The organism is Paenibacillus sp. J31R120, from assembly GCF_056269225.1.
In genome coordinates, this window is sequence record NZ_JBWDNN010000002.1 from 439,042 (window position 1) to 457,298 (window position 18,257).

At 47.9% G+C, this 18,257-nt stretch carries 15 protein-coding genes; 7 read left to right on the forward strand and 8 right to left on the reverse strand.

What is annotated here, in order from left to right; translation table 11 throughout:
• Positions 1-149 precede the first annotated feature (149 nt).
• The 5 genes from AC0YNW_RS08550 to AC0YNW_RS08570 all read right to left on the reverse strand — a co-directional run bounded on the left by AC0YNW_RS08550 (position 150) and on the right by AC0YNW_RS08570 (position 6,965).
• Entirely contained in the window at positions 150-1,763 is a 1,614-nt protein-coding gene (locus AC0YNW_RS08550) for a glycoside hydrolase family 13 protein (RefSeq protein ID WP_475831577.1), read from the reverse strand.
• Between the two features lie 4 nt (positions 1,764-1,767).
• A complete protein-coding gene (locus AC0YNW_RS08555; RefSeq protein WP_475831578.1) occupies positions 1,768-3,852 on the reverse strand; it encodes an amylo-alpha-1,6-glucosidase in 2,085 nt (694 codons plus the stop codon).
• Positions 3,853-3,871: 19 nt separating this feature from the next.
• Positions 3,872-4,708, reverse strand: a complete 837-nt coding sequence (locus AC0YNW_RS08560) for a carbohydrate ABC transporter permease (RefSeq protein ID WP_387470447.1) — start codon at positions 4,706-4,708, stop codon at positions 3,872-3,874.
• Positions 4,708-5,583, reverse strand: a complete 876-nt coding sequence (locus AC0YNW_RS08565; RefSeq protein WP_387470445.1) for a carbohydrate ABC transporter permease — start codon at positions 5,581-5,583, stop codon at positions 4,708-4,710. Before AC0YNW_RS08565 ends, AC0YNW_RS08560 begins: the two co-directional genes overlap by 1 nt.
• Before the next feature lie 122 nt (positions 5,584-5,705).
• Positions 5,706-6,965 (reverse strand): ABC transporter substrate-binding protein, encoded by a 1,260-nt coding sequence (locus tag AC0YNW_RS08570; RefSeq protein ID WP_387470443.1) that lies wholly within the window; start codon positions 6,963-6,965, stop codon positions 5,706-5,708.
• A gap of 304 nt (positions 6,966-7,269) precedes the next feature.
• Between AC0YNW_RS08570 and AC0YNW_RS08575 the strand changes: the two genes are divergently transcribed.
• Both AC0YNW_RS08575 and AC0YNW_RS08580 read left to right on the forward strand, forming a co-directional pair.
• Positions 7,270-8,241, forward strand: a complete 972-nt coding sequence (locus AC0YNW_RS08575) for a LacI family DNA-binding transcriptional regulator (RefSeq protein ID WP_387470441.1) — start codon at positions 7,270-7,272, stop codon at positions 8,239-8,241.
• Between the two features lie 433 nt (positions 8,242-8,674).
• The gene (locus tag AC0YNW_RS08580; protein WP_475832189.1) at positions 8,675-8,881 is read left to right on the forward strand and encodes a hypothetical protein; all 207 of its coding nucleotides are present in this window, start codon (positions 8,675-8,677) and stop codon (positions 8,879-8,881) included.
• A 139-nt stretch (positions 8,882-9,020) separates the two neighbouring features.
• Here AC0YNW_RS08580 and AC0YNW_RS08585 read toward each other — a convergent pair whose 3' ends face one another.
• Positions 9,021-9,386: a hypothetical protein gene (locus AC0YNW_RS08585; protein WP_475831579.1), complete on the reverse strand. Its 366-nt coding sequence runs from the start codon at positions 9,384-9,386 to the stop codon at positions 9,021-9,023.
• A 206-nt stretch (positions 9,387-9,592) separates the two neighbouring features.
• On the opposite strand from AC0YNW_RS08585, the gene AC0YNW_RS08590 reads away from it, so the two are divergent.
• The 4 genes from AC0YNW_RS08590 (at position 9,593) to AC0YNW_RS08605 (ending at position 14,501) form a co-directional block, all read left to right on the forward strand.
• Entirely contained in the window at positions 9,593-11,152 is a 1,560-nt protein-coding gene (locus tag AC0YNW_RS08590; protein WP_475831580.1) for an ABC-F family ATP-binding cassette domain-containing protein, read from the forward strand.
• Positions 11,153-11,374: 222 nt separating this feature from the next.
• Positions 11,375-12,346 carry a right-handed parallel beta-helix repeat-containing protein gene (locus tag AC0YNW_RS08595; RefSeq protein WP_475831581.1) on the forward strand — a complete coding sequence of 324 codons (972 nt, stop codon included), beginning with the start codon at positions 11,375-11,377 and terminating at the stop codon, positions 12,344-12,346.
• Between the two features lie 161 nt (positions 12,347-12,507).
• A complete protein-coding gene (locus AC0YNW_RS08600; protein ID WP_475831582.1) occupies positions 12,508-13,062 on the forward strand; it encodes a MarR family transcriptional regulator in 555 nt (184 codons plus the stop codon).
• Positions 13,063-13,295: 233 nt separating this feature from the next.
• On the forward strand, positions 13,296-14,501 hold the full coding sequence (locus AC0YNW_RS08605) for an MFS transporter (RefSeq protein ID WP_475831583.1): 1,206 nt from the start codon (positions 13,296-13,298) through the stop codon (positions 14,499-14,501).
• A gap of 78 nt (positions 14,502-14,579) precedes the next feature.
• On the opposite strand, the gene AC0YNW_RS08610 is transcribed toward AC0YNW_RS08605, so the two are convergent.
• Positions 14,580-15,467, reverse strand: a complete 888-nt coding sequence (locus AC0YNW_RS08610) for an aminoglycoside phosphotransferase family protein (protein WP_475832190.1) — start codon at positions 15,465-15,467, stop codon at positions 14,580-14,582.
• Positions 15,468-15,639: 172 nt separating this feature from the next.
• Between AC0YNW_RS08610 and AC0YNW_RS08615 the strand changes: the two genes are divergently transcribed.
• A complete protein-coding gene (locus AC0YNW_RS08615; RefSeq protein WP_475831584.1) occupies positions 15,640-17,574 on the forward strand; it encodes an AraC family transcriptional regulator in 1,935 nt (644 codons plus the stop codon).
• A 205-nt stretch (positions 17,575-17,779) separates the two neighbouring features.
• Here AC0YNW_RS08615 and AC0YNW_RS08620 read toward each other — a convergent pair whose 3' ends face one another.
• The gene (locus AC0YNW_RS08620; protein ID WP_475831585.1) at positions 17,780-18,139 is read right to left on the reverse strand and encodes a MerR family transcriptional regulator; all 360 of its coding nucleotides are present in this window, start codon (positions 18,137-18,139) and stop codon (positions 17,780-17,782) included.
• Positions 18,140-18,257: the final 118 nt, after the last annotated feature.

Consider the following 18,257-nt stretch of genomic DNA (forward strand, 5'->3'; position numbering starts at 1 on the left):
AAAAAGGGGATTACGAATAACTTAACATTCGATAAACTTCAACTATGCCATTAAGCAGGAATTAAGGTGGGAAACGGTGAGTGACACAGCAAAAAAAGCCCGCAAGAGGAACACAATGATGTGTCCGCCTTGCGGGCTTTAGGGTATTGTTATACGCGGTAAACGACAGCCTCGTAAGGCTGCAGTTCGATCACGATGTCTTGATTGGTTCTTGCGGAATGGTTGCTGATGACGATATCGCCCAGCTTCTCTGCGCCGCAATCAGCCGTATTGACGGTTGCGTTCTGCTCCGAGATGTTCAGCAGCACTAGCCAAGACTCGTCGCCGAGCGTACGGGTATAAGCATAAATTTGCTCATGGTCATTTAAGTGAGTCGTGAAGCTGCCGTATACCATCACTTCATTGCGCTTGCGCAGCTCGATGAGCTTCTTGTAGTAATAGAATACGGAATGGGGGTCCGCCAAAGCTTGCTCGACGTTGATTTCCTTATGATTCGGATTGACGCCGATCCATGGCTGCCCATTCGTGAAGCCGCCTTGCGCTGAGCTGTCCCATTGCATCGGCGTACGCGAGTTGTCGCGCGACAGATGCTGAAGCTCCTTCAGCACTTCCTGCGGGTCACGGCCCTTGCCGACTTCTTCCTTATACTTGTTCCTCATCGAGATATCGTTATATTCGTCGATGGAGGAGAAGCGGATGCCCGTCATGCCGATCTCTTCACCTTGGTACACATAAGGCATGCCAGGCAAAGTATGAATGAGCGTGGCGAAGCAGGTTGCCGATTGCTCCCGGTATTCGGCATCGTTGCCGAAGCGCGTCACGACGCGCGTATGGTCATGGTTGTTCAGGAACTGAGAGTTCCAGCCTTTGCCCCACAAGCCGTCATACCAGCGAGCCTGAATCTGCTTGAAGCGCTGCATGTCCCAATGGGCCATATAGTCGCATACTTCAAAGTGGAACATCGTATTCAATTCGCCGCGGTCCTCGCCAACGTACAGCAGGCCGTCCTCCGGATTAACGAACGGGATCTCGCCGACGGTAAATGCATCATAGTGCTTAAGCACTTTCTCATGCATTTCCTGTAAATATTCGTGAATCCCCGGGTTGTTGCCCAGATAGGAAATATCGGCAGGGTTGTCCGCGTCCGGGAAGCCCGGAATCTTGGCCAGCAGATTGATGACGTCCATACGGAAGCCGTCAATGCCTTTGTCCAGCCAGAACCGCATCAAGCTATATACTTCCTCGCGAACCTTCTCGTTCTCCCAGTTCAGATCCGGCTGCTCAGAGGAGAAGGAGTGGAAGTAGTATTCGCCCGTGGCTTCGTCATGCGTCCAAGCGGACGGAGCGAAGTAGGAGCGCCAGTTGTTCGCTTCCTTACGCCAGATGTAATAGTCGCGCTTCGGATTGTCGATTGAAGAACGGGACTCCTTGAACCAGGCATGCTGATCCGACGTGTGGTTCACGACCAGGTCCATAATGAGCTTCATACCGCGATCATGCACGGCTGACAGCAGCTTGTCGAAGGAAGCCATCGTTCCCGCCTTTGCCATAATGGAGCGATAATCCGCAATGTCGTAGCCATTGTCCACGTCAGGCGATTCGTAGCACGGATTGAGCCAAATCACGTCTGCACCCAAGCTTTGGATATAATCGAGCTTCTGATAGACGCCTTCCAGATCTCCGTATCCATCGCCATTGCTGTCATAAAAGCTGCGCCAATATACTTGATAGACGACCGCTTCTTTCCACCATGTTTTGTTCATGTTGTTATCTACCCTTTCCAACTTCAACCGCATAGCCCGTTGTATTGCTGAGCACTTTCACATGCAGGTCATCATTCGTCGTTATTCGTTGTACTTCTATGCTAAGATGGCCTTCGCCAATCGGTATACGTTCGATCTTGAGCCGGTTCATGCCGCTTGGCAGCGCCGGCTGCAGCTTAATGGAGCGGCTTAGCGCATCCGGGAATAGTCCCAGCGCCGTCTGTACGATGACGATCGATACAGCCGCAGACCAGGCTTGCGGCGAGCATGTCGTCGGATAAGGGACGACGCCTTCGCCTTCATTGGCATAGCCGCAGAACAGCTCAGGGAACCTTGCGTCCGCGAACGAACGGGATGCTTCCAGCAGGCTGTCGATTAGCTGCACCGCATTGGCTTCATAACCTAAGCGGCTTAATCCGAGCAGGATAAATCCATTATCATGAGGCCATACGCTTCCGTTATGATAGCTCATCGGATAATAACCGGCGGCATTCGTACTCATCGTGCGGATGCCGAAGCCTCCATTCATATCAGGAGAGCTCAGGCGTTTCGCGACCATCGCAGCGCGTCCAGTCTCCGGCAGCTCGCAGAAGAGCAAATGGCCGGGATTGGATGTGACGGAATGGACCGGGTTACGGTCACGCTCCAGCGCGATGGCGTAGTACTGTTCATCCTTCATCCAGTAGCGGGATTCGAATTGCTCTTGCAATTCTTGAGCCTCTTTGCGCAGCTTCGCCCCAAGCCCCGTGTCTCCTAGCCCGTCATAGATTGCCGCAAGCTGCACCTTGGCGTAATAGACATAGCCCTGCACTTCACTTAGCGCGATCGGGGAGGAGGCCAACTCGCCGCCAGGATGGACGATGCAATTCGGCGAATCCTTCCAGCCTTGATTCGGGAAGCCTTGTTCCGCCTCTTGATGGTAGGAGAGGAAGCCGCCATATTGCTCGCTATTCTCATCGATCCATGCCAGCGCGTTCAAGACGGCGGGAGTTAATTCCTTGACTAGCTCCAGATCGCCCGTCCACTTCACATATTCAGCGAGAACGACGAGAAAGAGGGGCGTCGCATCGACGGTGCCGAAGTATGGGCCGAACGGGGATTGACCTGTTGCGACCAGCTCGCCGAAGCGCATTTCATGCATGATTTTGCCCGGCTGCTCGTCCCGTGTCGCGTCATACTGGGTGCCTTGCCAAGCCGCCAGTGTCCGCAAGGTCGCCTTAGCTGTCTCTGGCTGAAGCATCAGCATATAGAGGGAGGTAATCAGGCTGTCTCTGCCGAAAGGCGCTGCGAACCATGGCAGGCCAGCTGTCGGCATCTCGCCGTGTCCGTAATCGGATAATAGCATCTTCAAATCTTGCACGCTGCGACTGAATACGCGCTGGAATGCGGGATGATCCGTCTCGACGGTCATCGTATCCTCAGTCCAAGCACGATAGCTCTCAGCAAGAGCTGCCAGTCCGTCCGCGAAAGGGGGGAGGGATGGCTTGTTAAGGGTCTCCCACGACGGCGTTATCATTAAATGAACTGATACCGACTCGTGCGGCTGCAATACCCGGCAGAACCGGACATGTCCGGCTTCATTCACGTCGGCAGGCTCCGAATCCCACTGAATATGAATGAAGCGCTCTATGTCGTCTTTTCCTGAATATTGCCATGTCATGCCGTCCTTGTTGTACTCTGCGTGACGGATATGGCCGACTTCACCTGTACGGTAGCGGCGAACGAGGAACATATCCTGAAAGTCCGCACCAAACAACATATCGATATCGGCAGGTCTGGCATCCGGGAAAAAGTTCGTTACCGTAATCCGTTCATGCAACGATCCGTTATAGATATAACGTTCCCGTATGAGTTCCATCGCGCCTACGTCTTTGGTCTGGTTCATGAGCCGAAGCTTGGTATAGTAGCTTCGGTCCAGATGGGAGGAGAGCAGCTGTGGCGGCTCTCCGTTCACTCTGAATTCCATCTCGCTCAGGAAGCGAGTATCTTTTGCATAGAGTCCATAGCCGTCCTCCGAGCCGTCGGTCATATCGCCGTTTGGCCTTGTCAGACAGAACAAATCTCCTTCTTTCATTACGCAGTTATTCATGCGGTCCATTCCTCCTGCCTTACTTCACTGCGCCTTCGGCGACCCCTTTGATGATGTGTTTTTGTGCGATGAAATAGAAGATAACTACCGGGATGATGGATAGCGTCAAGCCGGCCATCGCCAGGTTCCACACAATCGTGAACTCTCCGAAGAAGTAGAACGTGGAGAGCGGGATCGTACGCAAGCCTTTGTCCGACAACGTCAGGGATGGAAGCAGGTAGTCATTCCACATCATAATGACGTCGAGAATCGCAACGGTAATGGTAATCGTCTTCAGCATCGGGAATACGATGCGCCAGAATACGCCGAACTTACTGCAGCCGTCGAGTGTCGCTGCTTCCTCAAGCGCAATCGGCACCGACTTGATAAAGCCGTGATAGAGGAAGATAGCCATGCTGGCATGGAAGCCCACGTTCATGAAGATCAGGCCGCCGTGCGTATTGAGCATTGGGATATGCAGATTCGTCCCGATCCAGCCCATGACCTGCATGAGTGGCATCATGAGTGTCTGGAATGGAATGAGCATCGTCGATACGAGCACCATGAATATAATTTGGCTCAGCTTATTGTTCGTACGGACGAGCATCCAGGCTGTCATGGATGACAGAACCACGATGAACACGAGAGAGACGAGCGTAACGAACAATGAGTTGCCGAACGCTGTCAGGAAGTTCATCTTCTCCATCGCTTGCGCGTAATACTCGAAGCTGAAGGAGGATGGAAGCGCAAGTGCGTTCTCGTACAGCTCGGAGCGTGTCTTGAATGAGTTCACGATCATGATGTAGATCGGAGACAAGAAGAGGATAGCGATGACGACAAGCAATACTTCCAGAATCCATTTGCTTGTATTCTTCATTACATCTGCACCTCTCTTTTCTTCGTGATGTACACCTGAACGAGCGTTACTGCGGCTACAATTACGAAGAAGATAATCGCTTTCGCTTGACCGATACCGTAACGGCTATATCCGAAAATTTCGGTGAAAATGTTCATGGCGAACATTTCCGTGGAGTTGATCGGACCGCCGCCGGTGAGCGACAGGTTAACGTCGAATATTTTGAATGCGCCGGATAGCGTCAAGAATAGGCAAATCGTAAAGGATGGCATCAGCAGCGGGAAAATAATCTTGGTCAGTCTATGCCAAGCATTGGCACCGTCGACCTTCGCTGCTTCCATCATGTCGTCGGGAATGCCTTGAATTCCCGCAATATAGATAATCATTGTATAACCCGCCATCTGCCATGCGAATACGACCGCGATCGCATACAGGGCATAATCGGGATTGAGGAGCCAGTTGAAGAAGACGCCGCCCATGCCGGTGTTTTCCCCAAGATATTTGAACACATCGGTAAAGATAAACTTCCAGATATAACCCAAAATCAGGCCGCCGATCAGGTTCGGCATAAAGAATAGCGTTCTTGCGATATTGCTGGTGCGCAGCTTGGAAGTTACAAGCAGAGACAGGGCAAGGCCCATCACATTGACAATAATAAGAGCTAAAAATGTAAATTTAATCGTCAGCCAAGCCGACTTCAAGAAGCGGTCGTCCTGGAAGATATGGACGTAGTTGTCGAAACCTACAAACACCTTCGGATTGGCCGGGATACCGTCCCAGCTAATGAAGGAGTAATAAATGCCTATGGCAAAGGGGATGAGGACAACGATGGAAAAGATGGTCAGCAGAGGTGCTGTAAATAGAGCGTACCAGGCTCTATTTTTGCTCGCTTTCATATGCATTCACTCATTTCGGAGTAATTTCGGTCCGTACGGTTGGTTGGTCAAAGAGAGAAAACTAACCTGGCCACGCCAGGTTAGTTTTCCGTAAATCAACTGTTGCCGGTATGGCGTTAGGCTTATTGCTTAGGTGCTTTTGCCCATACTTCATCAAGCTTCTGAAGGAATTGAGCGCCAGTCATGGACTTGTTCAGGAAAAATTCTTGTGTGACAGGAGCCAGATCGTTCTGGATGATGCCTTGCGGGAAGTAAGTCAGAGCCCAAGGAATCGTGTTGCCGCTCACTGTAGCTTCGGATACCGCTTGGGAAAGCGGATCCAGGCTGCTTGTTTCGATATTCGTCATCGCAGGAATGAATTTGAATTCGTCTACGATGATTTTTTTGCCTGTCTCGCTGTTGTACAACCATTCCAAGAATGCGTTAGCCGCTTTGATTTGATCAGCGGACGCTTTGTTGTTGATAACCCAGATCGCAGGGATGTCTACAGCCAGCTTCGTGTTGCCTGCAAGCGGCATAGCCATCATGCCAGCATTGATGTCTTTGTAGTCTTGCAGCATGCCATAGCTCCAGTTGCCTTGGTGTACAATTGCTGTCTTGCCAGTTGCGAAGTCACCCATTTGCGTATCGTACGTCACTTCAAGCGGGTTTTTCGCCGATTCGCGGATAGCTTCCATGTATTGGGCGAATTCTTGGAATTCCTTCGTGTCAGCCATCTTCACTTCGCCTTTGTTCAACTGATCGATGAACGCAACAGGATCTTGTTGAAGCGCAAAAGGCGTGTTCAGGATGTGTCCGATCAGGAAGTATGCTTCCTGGGACAGGCTGAAGCCGTTAATGCCATTGGACTTGCTTTCTTCCAGGAAAGCCTTGAAGGATGCAAGGTCGGTAATTTTGGCAGGGTCGACAAGGTCCTTGTTGTAGACGAAGCCGAAGCCTTCTACGCCAATCGGTACACCGATGTTCTTGCCGTCAATCTTCACGTCCATATTCGGAGCGATGTTCTTTACGTAAGATTCATTGCTCATGTCGTAGTAGTACGACTGGAATTTGGTTGTTTCTGCGCCTGGCTGAACGCCGAAGATCGTAGGGCCTTCGCCTGCATTCATCTTCGCTTGAAGCTGAGTCAGGTAGTTGTCGCCTGCGGAGCCCCATACGTCGATTTCGTTGCCTGTTTCTTCCTTATACTTCTTGGCCATCGCTTCCAGTTGGTCTGCGATCTCAACTTTGGATTGGAACAACGAAATCTTCGGAAGCTTCGCAGCTCCGCCTTCGCCGTTCGAACCGCCGTTATTGGTATTGTTCCCGCCACAAGCGGCGAGGATGGTAAGTAGCATAACGGAACTGATCATGATGGAAATAAAGCGCTTTACATTTGTCACTTGTAAGGTCCCCCTTTTGATGGATGTACCATTGATTATAAACCGACAGGTGAAGAAGTCAATAAAAAACTTATGAAATTTAGATATTTTACTTAATAAAATGTAGTTGTTTTAAGTAAAATGTAGACTATAATAGTAAGTAAAACAGAGATTCATTTTACTAATCGCAAAATGTGATTGATTTCAACGGTTCCTGTCGTTTCAATGGTTTTGGCAATTATATTGCTGTTGAAATGTGTAGGTAAAACGGTTGTAAAGTGTTATAATAAGTTTTACTTACGGAATTTGATGAGGAGGTTTATGGATGAGCAGTTTGAAAGAGATTGCCCAGCTGACGGGCGTATCTATTTCGACCGTATCCAACGTACTGAACGGACGGAAAAACGTATCGCAAGAAACAAGAGAGCGCATCCTGCGGATCTGCGAAGAGCAGGGCTATGTGCACGATGCTTCGCCGAAAAAACCTAAATCGGATAAAGATAAACGGATTGTTTTTATATTCAGCGATTTTGATCGCGAATTTTATTTGAAAATTATCGAAGGGGTCAGCACTTGTTTGAACGAAAACGGGTACGATCTCATCATTTGCACCAATAAATCTAGCGACAACTTCCTAAAGAGCAGCTTCGCACGGGGTACGATTAGCCTGGATGGAAGCTTATCGGACGAGTACTTCCAAGCGGTGGCCAAGTCGGAATTCCCGGTGGTGCTTATGGACAGGGTGCTCGATAACGACAATAAAAATACAAAAAGCGTCATCGTCGACAATTATCCGGTCATGTGCCAGCTTGTGCAGTCGCTCGTGGACAAAGGGCTGAAGCGCTTTGGCTTCCTGGGCGGACAAGCTGGGACGCTGGATAATAAGGAGCGGTTCTCCGGTTTCATGGATACACTGCAGGCGAATGGGATCGGCTTCGACCAGTCGTATTATTACCACGGCAATTACCGGGAGAAGAGTGGTTACCAGGCGGCCAAGCTGATGATTCTGAGCAACGATTACCCGGAAGTGCTGGTCTGCGCGAACGACAATATGGCGATCGGCGCGATCAAGGCGTTCGAGGAACACGGGATCTCCGTACCGCGTGATATCTCGATTACCGGCTTCGATGATTCCGATGCTGCTGCGCTGGCGGGACTGACGACGATCAAGATTCCGCGTTACGAAAGCGGCTTCCTGGCAGCCAAGGAGCTGCTGGAGCTGATCAAAGGCAACGTCAATCGCGAAACCGTCAAGATCGGCGCATCCATCATCTGGCGCCAGTCCGTTCGTTCCTAACGTACAGTCTCAATCAAGTATCCAATGAGCGGTTATTTCGTTAATACCAGCCTGAGCGACTTTATGGTCGCTGCAGGCTGGTTTTTTTGTTGGATTAAGCAAAGCTCTGCATGCGAGTCCACTTTAACTTACCCCGTATTTGGGTGGTCTAATCATGTTTTGTTTCCTATTTATAGAAGGGGCTCGTTCTGGTCTTCAAGAGAATGTCTTAGTGGGGAGGGAATATTCATGAGATAAATCTGGAGGTCAAATGAGAGGAATTCATAAGTTAATTATACCAAGCGGCTTAGTTAGAATTTGAGGGCAAAACTTATTTATATCATATTTGAAAATGAAAAGAAATACTTTTTTGTAAAAAAGTATTGAAAATGAGAGCGGACTATAGTATCTTCTACATGTAGGAAATAAAAGGAGATGAATAGAGGTGGAAAATATGGCAATGCAGATGATGATGACGATGTGTATGGACGAAGTTATGTGCAAGATGAATTCCATGAAGATGATGATGGACAAGATGATGGAAATGAACATGATGGATGGCATGGATACGAACATGATGATGATGAAAATGCAGGAATGCGATGAAATGATGACGATGATGATGAAAATGATGCGTGAAATGGAACAAGTGTCCATGTAATTGCTGAGAATCTGGCCATTCACAGCAATGGAGCGTGATCTTGCAGAGCAGTCACCTGCATGCGATATGAAACAGGATGGTACATAGGTTGGCAAAGCAGATCGCTGCATGCCGGCTTTTTTTGTGTTTATTTTAGGTCCTACGACTGTCTAGTCGTATATTGAGCCTTAAGTTTATTACAGATGTTTACCCTCTGGATTTTAATTTCTAATACTTTCTCTTGAAGCTGAAGCTTCTCGCTTTCCGAATGATTGGCGCTTCTGAGCTGTTCGTATAGCTCCAGCATTTTTTGATTGATGCTGTCAAAGCGCAGCCATAACTCCATTCGAACATGATGTGCGATTTCCTCTTGGATATGACGGTCGCTGTCGCGCAGCTTTTGCGATATATGCTGTTGCCATGCCGTATCGCCGATGGATACCGCAAAATTGTAAAGGTCCAAATGGTCATCGACCCAATTTGACGCGATAGCTTTATTCGTATAGGACATAATCAACAGCTCCAATCGTTGCAGCTCTTTATACCGAGTATTATACTAGGAATTAACGGATTTTCAAGTGTTTTTTTAAAAATTAGTTTGAGGCATTATCCATATGTGGTTATCGTTCAGCTTCAAGCCGGCTAAACATTTATATGTTACAATGATACGAGCAAATCAAGGGATATATAAGTATTGAATTTAGGTGCATACATGAATGGAGATAGAGAAAAATGAGTTTGTTAACGGTTGAGCAATTATCACATACGTTTGGCGATCGGGTATTGTTTAGAAATGTATCCTTCCGCTTGCTTGAGGGGGAGCATGTCGGGCTGGTTGGCGCGAATGGTACAGGGAAATCCACGCTTATGAATATTTTGACTGGCAAGCTGCTGAAGGACGAAGGCAAGGTGGAATGGACGCCTCGCGTTCGTTACGGTTATTTGGATCAGCATACGAAGCTTGAAGCAGGTAAAACCATTCGGGACGTCTTGAAGGATGCGTTTTTGCCTTTACTCGTATTAGAAGAGGAGCTTAACAATATTACTGCGCAAATGGGCGATGCCGATTCGGATACATTGGATCAGCTTCTGGAGCGTATGGGGGAAATTCAAGAGGAGCTTGAAATTGGGGATTTCTATTTGATCGACGTGAAGATCGATGAAATGGCCAATGGTTTAGGCCTTAATGTGATCGGGCTTGACCGCGACGTTACTGCGCTTAGCGGCGGACAGCGGACGAAGGTTCTGCTCGCCAAGCTGCTGCTTGAGAAGCCGGGAGTCTTATTGCTTGACGAGCCTACGAACTATTTGGATGAGGAGCATATTAACTGGCTGACGAACTATTTGAAAAACTATCCTTATGCGTTTGTGCTTATTTCTCATGAAACAGGCTTTATGAATCAGATCGTCGACATTATCTATCATCTTGAATTTACGAAGTTGACGCGGTACTCGGCTAATTATGAGAAGTTTCTGGAAATGGCTGAATTGAACAAAGCGCAGCACATCGACGCATACGAGAGACAAAAGGATTATATTAAGAAGCAAGAGGAGTTCATTCAAAAAAATAAGGCGCGCGCTTCAACCTCCGGGCGTGCGAAGAGCCGCGAGAAGCAGCTCGACCGTATCGATCGTATCGACAAGCCGGAGGAGGCGGCAAAGCCGACCTTTAACTTTAAAGAGTCCAGAACGAGCGGGAAGACCGTATTTGAGGCAGAGGGTATGGTCATTGGCTACAATAAGCCGCTCCTTCCCAAGATGGATATGGTCATTGAACGAGGCGATAAGATTGCCATCGTAGGCTGCAACGGCGTCGGGAAATCAACGCTCTTAAAGACGATTCTTGGCGTTATCTCTCCACTGGAGGGCAAAACGTATCTAGGCGATTATTTATCTCCTGCTTACTTCGAGCAGGAAGCCAAGGCACCGACCATGACTCCGCTTGAGGATGTATGGGATGAGTTTTCCTTTATGAACCAGCATGAGGTCCGGGCTGCGCTAGCCCGCTGCGGCCTAAAGAATGAGCATATTACACGCTCGCTCAATCAGCTCAGTGGCGGAGAGCAAGCGAAGGTTCGTCTGTGCAAGCTGATGATGCGAGAGAGCAATTGGATTTTGTTCGATGAGCCGACAAACCATTTGGACGTCGTTGCCAAAGCCGAATTGAAGCGAGCGTTAAAGGCTTACAAAGGCACTGTTGTTCTGGTCTCTCATGAGCCTGATTTTTATATGGACTGGGTAACTAAAACATGGGATGTAGAAGCCTGGTCGATGAAGAGCCTGACATTATAGATAAATGGACCGGCTAGCTTAGCAGTGCTACAAGTTATGCAATAACAAAAGTTGCCGTTATAACGGCAGCTTTTTTTTGTTGTACTTTTGAATCCTATTCTTAGATCACCGAGAAGCTTCAAAAAAGCGGGCCCCTTTAGTCACCCGCCTGTTCCGCTATCACACCCATAAGAATTTACTAATAACAGACCGTACACATTCTGACTTGCAGGGGTGATAGGAGTGGCGATCATAGATGTGTTCCCGGGCAGTCCGACGGCCATTCAAGATGCGGTGGCTTCGGCGAACGAAGGGGACGTTATTTTAGTTCATAAGGGCATTTATAATGAAACCGTGAGAATACGCGGCAATAAAAACAACCTCCGTATCGTTGCCAAGCATAAGCATCGCGCGGTGCTCGACGGAAAGCAAAGTTTGCTGGAGGCGTTCGTGTTGGATGACATTGCAGGCGTGGAGATTGACGGGTTCAGGATCAAGAACTATGTTTCCGGCGGCATTCGAATTTTGAACGGAAAATCCCATCGCATCTTGAAAAATGAAATCAGCGGAATGAGGGGAGTTACTGGGGAGATAAAACCTTTTGGCATATTCGTGAATCATTCAGAAGGCAATCTGCTCATGAGGAACAAGATTGAACGGATCGGAAGAACAGAGGCGGGCAACGGAATTCAGATTGATGATTCCATTGGAACGTGGGTCCTGAGAAACAAGCTGCGTAACAATTATTTATACGGGATAGAAATCGCTCTCGGCTTCCATAATGCCATTGCAGGCAATCTGATAACTGGCAATAAGAGAGATGGAATGATGATTAGCGGGTCGGACAATAACCTCTATCTGGACAACAAGATTAAGCGCAACGGGAATAACGGAATCTTCGCCCGCTCTACGAATAACTACATGATTGACACGGTGATCAGAGACAATCGTCTCAATGGATTGCAATTTACCTTTAATTACAATATGGCGTTCAATAACAAGATCAAAAACAATCGTCAAAGCGGCTTGTCGATCATGTCAGACTTCAATGATATTCAGCAAAATAAAGTCGAGAAAAACAGGAACAACGGCGTATTTATTCATCCGTCTCATACAGCTAACCTCGTGTTGGAAAATCGATTCAAAAATAATAAGCCGAAAGATATTAAGGATCAAGGTACGGACAATAGTATTATTCAAAATGATAGGGACTAACGCTCAACTAGTGATGTGCAACAGTTGAAACATACAGTTCAATAATAAAAGGCTTAATCCTTGGAGATTAGCGGGGTTAAGCCTTTTGTATTGCAAAGTCTCATCATTTATGATAAATTTCAATTAGTTAGATATTCTAATCAAATGCGAAGGGGAATGGAATGAGAAAAAAAAGAACGAAAGAGCATATGATGGATCAACAACTGCCTGCACTCGGAGTAGAGCCTTATTTGGAACTCATGAATAAGACGGCTGCCCAAGCTACGGAACGTAAATCGGCTCATATGGGGCTGCTTATGCTGTGGCTCAGTGACAACGTTCTAGATGTCATGGATCTCGATTTATCTCCTTTCGGCATTACAGAGAGTAAGCTGGATTTATTGCTTCTGCTCGTATTGCATGATGGGAGAGAGCTTATTACTCCTTCAGGACTTGCAGACAGACTGGGAATCAGGCGGGCCTCGGTAACTGCATTGCTCGACTGGCTGGAGAAGAGGAAATGGATCGCCCGCAATCAAAGTGATGTAGATCGCCGCATGATCCATGTGAGCATCACGGAGGAAGGTCGCGCATTGGTGAAGCAAGTTCTTCCAACCTTTTGGTCCACTTGCGCTTCTTTGTTCGATGACTTGACCGAAGAGGAGCGAATAATCGCCGAAAAGATGTTGATTAAACTGCATGGTATCGTGGAGAAACGCATGGGGGGAGGGCGATAATTTTTTTGACCAACTAGTTAGGTTATCTTACTAAAATGAATTAAAAGTGTCTGAGGCATGGAGAAGCGTACGGGGAAGAGAATGGCAGCCTTTTCTGGATATATAGTTAGATTATCTTATTAAATTGAGAGGAGATATCCATAAATACTGAAGCGTATTTCAATACAGATCAAATGAATGTTTTGGCAATGCCCGCAACACAAAATAATAATCATCAAGAAAGAGGTGTTCTTATGACACAAGCCACAATGGCTAATCAAGCCAAACGAAATTATTCCATCATGACAGCTATTTTGTGCTGGGCAGGCATGGTGGTCATGTCTAGCCTGTACGTTACTATTCCTCTCATTTCTATGTTCTCGGATACCTTTGGGGTATCATCCACGCAGGCTGCAACTGCAGGAAGTGTGTTCTCTTTGGGATTTGCCTTGGGCTGTCTCGTATATGGCGCAGTATCCGATAAGTATGGCCGCAAGAAAGTGATCTTTATCGGCTTGATTGCCCTAACCTTGATTTCATTGCTGCTCGGCATGGTCCAAGGATTTTCCTGGATGATCGTACTTCGGGGATTACAAGGTGCGGCTGCAGCGACGTTCTCTCCAGTTGCACTTGCTTATGCAGTGGAGATGTACCCGGCGCAAAAAAGAGTGACGGCAATCGGATTTATAAGCACGGGCTTTCTGGTTGCCGGTATTGTCGGGCAAGTCGTAAGCGGGATCATCAGCGAGCATTATGGATGGAATGCGATATTTTATTTACTGGCAGTTGTCTATATGGTTACCGCTATTCTTGTTATGAAGTTCCTTCCGAAAGGTGAGGTTCAGCATGCCGGTGCCAGCATCTTGGAGCCCATTCGGAACATAAGAAAAGTGTTTGCCCGTAAAAACCTGCTATTCGCTTATTTGGCGGCGTTTGTTTTGCTGATGTCCTTTGTTAGCATGTCGACTGTACTTGGTTCGTATTTGAGCAGCTCGACATTCGGGCTGAGCCAACAGGAGATTTTATACGTTCGCTCCTTTGGTGTATTGGGGATGCTTGTCTCGCCCTTTGCTGGGCGGCTTGCTGGGCGTTTCGGAGCGCTGTCAGTATTGAGAGGAGGGTTATTGTTAGCTATGATTGCTTTAGCTTCTTTAGGATTAATCTCCATTCTGCCGCTGCTCGTTATTGTAAGTGTGATCTTTATCGCGGGTATCGCCATTGCGACGCCTTCTCTGATATCGATCGTCGGCCAGCTTGGCGGCCAATCGCGGGGCATTGCGGTATCGGTGTATACGTTTATCTTATTTGCGGGAACGAGCCTGGGGCCTATTATTTCGATCCAGTCCATGCGAATGAACAGCTACCCGCTTACCTTTGTTATGCTGGCGCTAATACTCGGTATCGGATTCATAGCCGCTTGCTTGACACGCAACGAAGTGCCCGAACAGACCAAAGGCTGATATGGTTGTATTCACTATTGATTCAACCCAAACAAACCCATCAAAATCGCAGGATTCTGATGGGTTTGTTGTGTTAGGCTAACTACAGTACCGTTGTCTATATTCTTGTAAAATATCAGCAATCACTCGCTCTCCCCAGCGAGATAGCTCCGAGTCCTTTTCATTCCAGGCGTAGGTAATGAGCCCCTTCCACAGGGCCCAGCCTCGCGCCCGGTTAACGGTATCTGCATCAGCATTCATTTTGCTGAAAAATAATGCCCGGCTCTCCTCGTCCAAAAAGTTCCAAGCCATCACAAGATCGCTCGATGGATCGCCGGTCCCCATTGTGCCGAAATCAATGACGCCGCACAAGCGTCCATTCCCAACGAGCAAATTGCCTACAGAAACATCGCCATGCACCCAACGTGGAGCGGACTGATAGTTGGAGGAGAGAGACAGCTCCCATATCTCTGATAGAAGCTTCTGATCATAGTGGCCGCCAAGCTCCTTGATGACAGCTCTTGTCTCACCATCGTAGACCGCAAGATTGCCCCCTCTATGAAAGTTTTGAACACCCGCAGGGATGCCATCTCTTGCATCGATCGCTTGCAATTCCAGCAAGAAAGCAGCGAGGTCTTCGGCAAATCGGTTCAGACTATGGATATTGTCATACGTAACGGTATCGCCTTCAACCCATCGGTTGACGGACCAGGGGAGGGGATACTCGTCAGCAGGCTCACCCATAGCAAGAGGGGCTGGTATAGGGAGAGACAGATGGCGCTGAAAACGGGGCAGCCAAATCTGCTCCTTCTGCACAGCAGATGCGTACCGCTCATGGCTGGGAAGGCGCACCGTCATTTCGTGACCAAGCCGATAGGTGCGGTTGTCGTGGCCGGATTTCTCGACAGGCTTGAGCGTTAAATCCTGCCACTGGGGAAACTGAGTATCGATCAGACTGCGAACCAATTCCGTCGTGATGGTAGTCAATTCATTCACCGCGCTTTCCACTTTAGCGTCTCTTCTTCTCAGTATAATCCGTACCTCTTAGCCATCTCAAAGGATATAAAAGTTATAAACAAACTTGCCCTGATGGACCGCGCGCTCGAAGGTGGGCGATGGTATACTTTAAGAAATCCGAAAAAAGGCGGTCACATGAGGTATGGACATAAAGGATTTTATTGATTTGTGGAATCACGCTCATGGCAAAGTCATCGATATTCGCCGTATCAGCCTCAAGGCGGGTGAATCCTTAAGCTCTTATCATGTACCCTCAAACATGTTTCTCATGTCGATTCGCGGCAATGCTACCCTAAATCTAGGACGGGATTTTTATCGTATGCAGCGCTTTACAGTCCTCCATGCAGGCAAAGGTGTTATGGTCGACATGACTGCGGGCAGCGATGGGCTGGAGTATTATAGCGTTTATTATAAAATGAGCCTTCAACCTCCCGTGTCTGCAGAACTTGATGCGCTTCTTAAGCAGGCTCACTCTGCCGACATTACGTACAGTATCACTCCAGACAAACCCGTAGAGATGTATCGACTATTGAGTGATATGTATGCGCAATGGTTGAGGCAGCAGCCGCTTGCGCGGTTGCGTGTTCGGACTTTGTTTCATCAATTCGTGCATGACATCCTTCATCAAATGCAGGTACAAGGAGCAGGCACAGCGAAGCGCGATCTCGCCGCCCAGATCGCTGATATCATCCATAAACAATTTTCACAATCCATTACACTGGAGTCGCTATCGGAAAGCCTGAACTACAGTGTTGCCCATATTTCCTCCTACTTCAAAATTCGTACAGGCTACAGCCCAATTGACTATCTGATCAAGGTGCGCATGGACAAAGCGGCGGCGCTTCTTCTGGAGACCGATGCTACGCTGAAGGAAATCGCCGTTAGCGTCGGCTATCAAGACCCGTACTATCTGGGCAGGCTGTTCAAAAAACATAAGGGCGTATCACCCATACGCTATAAAGACATGCATACTGCACAGAAGAAACTACAAGATCGTCCTGACTTAACGAAGAAATCCTCCATTGTCTTACCTGATGCATTTCAATATAGTAATTATATTGATAATGATTATCAATATAAGGTTGATGGAGAGGAAGATTTATTCATGTCTAGACATTCAAGGCCTCCGCTGGCCTCGGCATTATTGCTAAGCCTCATTCTGGTGCTGAGCGCTTGCGGTACGAACGGCGCTGCAGAGGTTGCGACCTCACAGCCAAGTCCAAGCGATACGCCGGCTGCTGCGGAACAGCCGCAGACCAAAATCGTGAAAACCGTAAACGGTGAGGTGGAGGTACCGCTTCATCCCAAACGAATTGTGGCAGGGGAGTATCTGGGCAGTCTGATTGCACTTGGGATTACGCCTGTCGGAACTTCCGCGCATCATATTAAAAATCCTTATTTTCAAGAATATTTGAAAGACGTTGAGGAGATTGGGGACGGCAATGGCAACGTAGAGAAAATTTTGGCGCTTGCACCGGATTTGATTATTATGGACGACTTCTACCCTGAGCTGAACGAGCAGATGGCCAAAATAGCACCTACTGTCGTCATACCATACGCCTCCTTAAAGACCGTACGCGAGGAGGTCACCTATTTCGGAGAGCTGCTTGGTCAAGAAGAAGCAGGGAAAGCATGGCTTGCCGACTATGATAAGCGCATGGCTAGTGCCAAGGAAGACGTGCTAAAGGCTATACCTGCGGATAGCACATTCTCCGTTATTGAATGGAATGACAAAGATATTATGGCTGTCGGAACCAGCTTCGGTAAAGGCGGACAGCCGATTTATAATGGCTTCGGCTTCAAGCCTCCTGCGGAAGTCGCAGCCGTATTGGCCGACCCGGGTTGGGCTTCATTCTCTGCCGAGGCATTGCCAGAGTATGCGGGAGACTATATGATCCTCACCTCTGACTCGAAAACATTGGAAGACCTCAAAGCTGAACCGGTCTGGAGCACACTGCCAGCTGTGAAAAATAATCATGTGTTCTTATGGACAAGCGACCGCTCCGGCTACTGGGACCCGATAGCGATCCTAAGTCAGACCGAAGAATTGGCTGCCTGGCTGACCAGCCTTAAATGATGTGATCCCCTGAGACACTTACGTTTCAGGGGATTTTCATATTCAAAAACGGCCAATCGCAACAATCAACGCTAACGTGAAAAATATGATGTTTACGAGGATCTCCCGGTATTCCTTGCGGGCGATATGGAAGATAGCACCGAATAGAACGACAGCGGCATGTCCGGCTGCGGCAAGCGATGCTCTGTTTTTTTATGGCTTTACGTTAACACTTCGTTTGGAAATTGGCTTTTCCATCCAGGATAGCATGCAGAAAGGTTTTCGACTTTCTTAATTGCTTTTGGATCGTTTCAATCTCGGCAATTTTCTGCTCAACAATGTTCTTCTTTGACTCGTAGGATAAGCCAGGCTCTTGATTAATGAGAATGCTTATTTCATCAATAGAAAAATCCACGGATAACAGCGTCCGCACATCATCTAGAAAATCAACAATCTCCTCAGAATAGACCCGATAGTTATTTGCATCTCTCTTAACAAATTGTTCCGGAATCAGGTTTTTGCGCTCGTAGAATCTTAAGGTCGATATGGGCAGTCCTGTTAATTTGGAAACTTCATTTATTTTCATAGATTTAACCTCGCTTTTGGGTGCTTGCTATAAACCTAGGTTCATAGTTCATACTACGAATAGGATAACGAACGACATACACCATGTCAAAAAATCTAAGGTTATCAAGAGGAGAGAT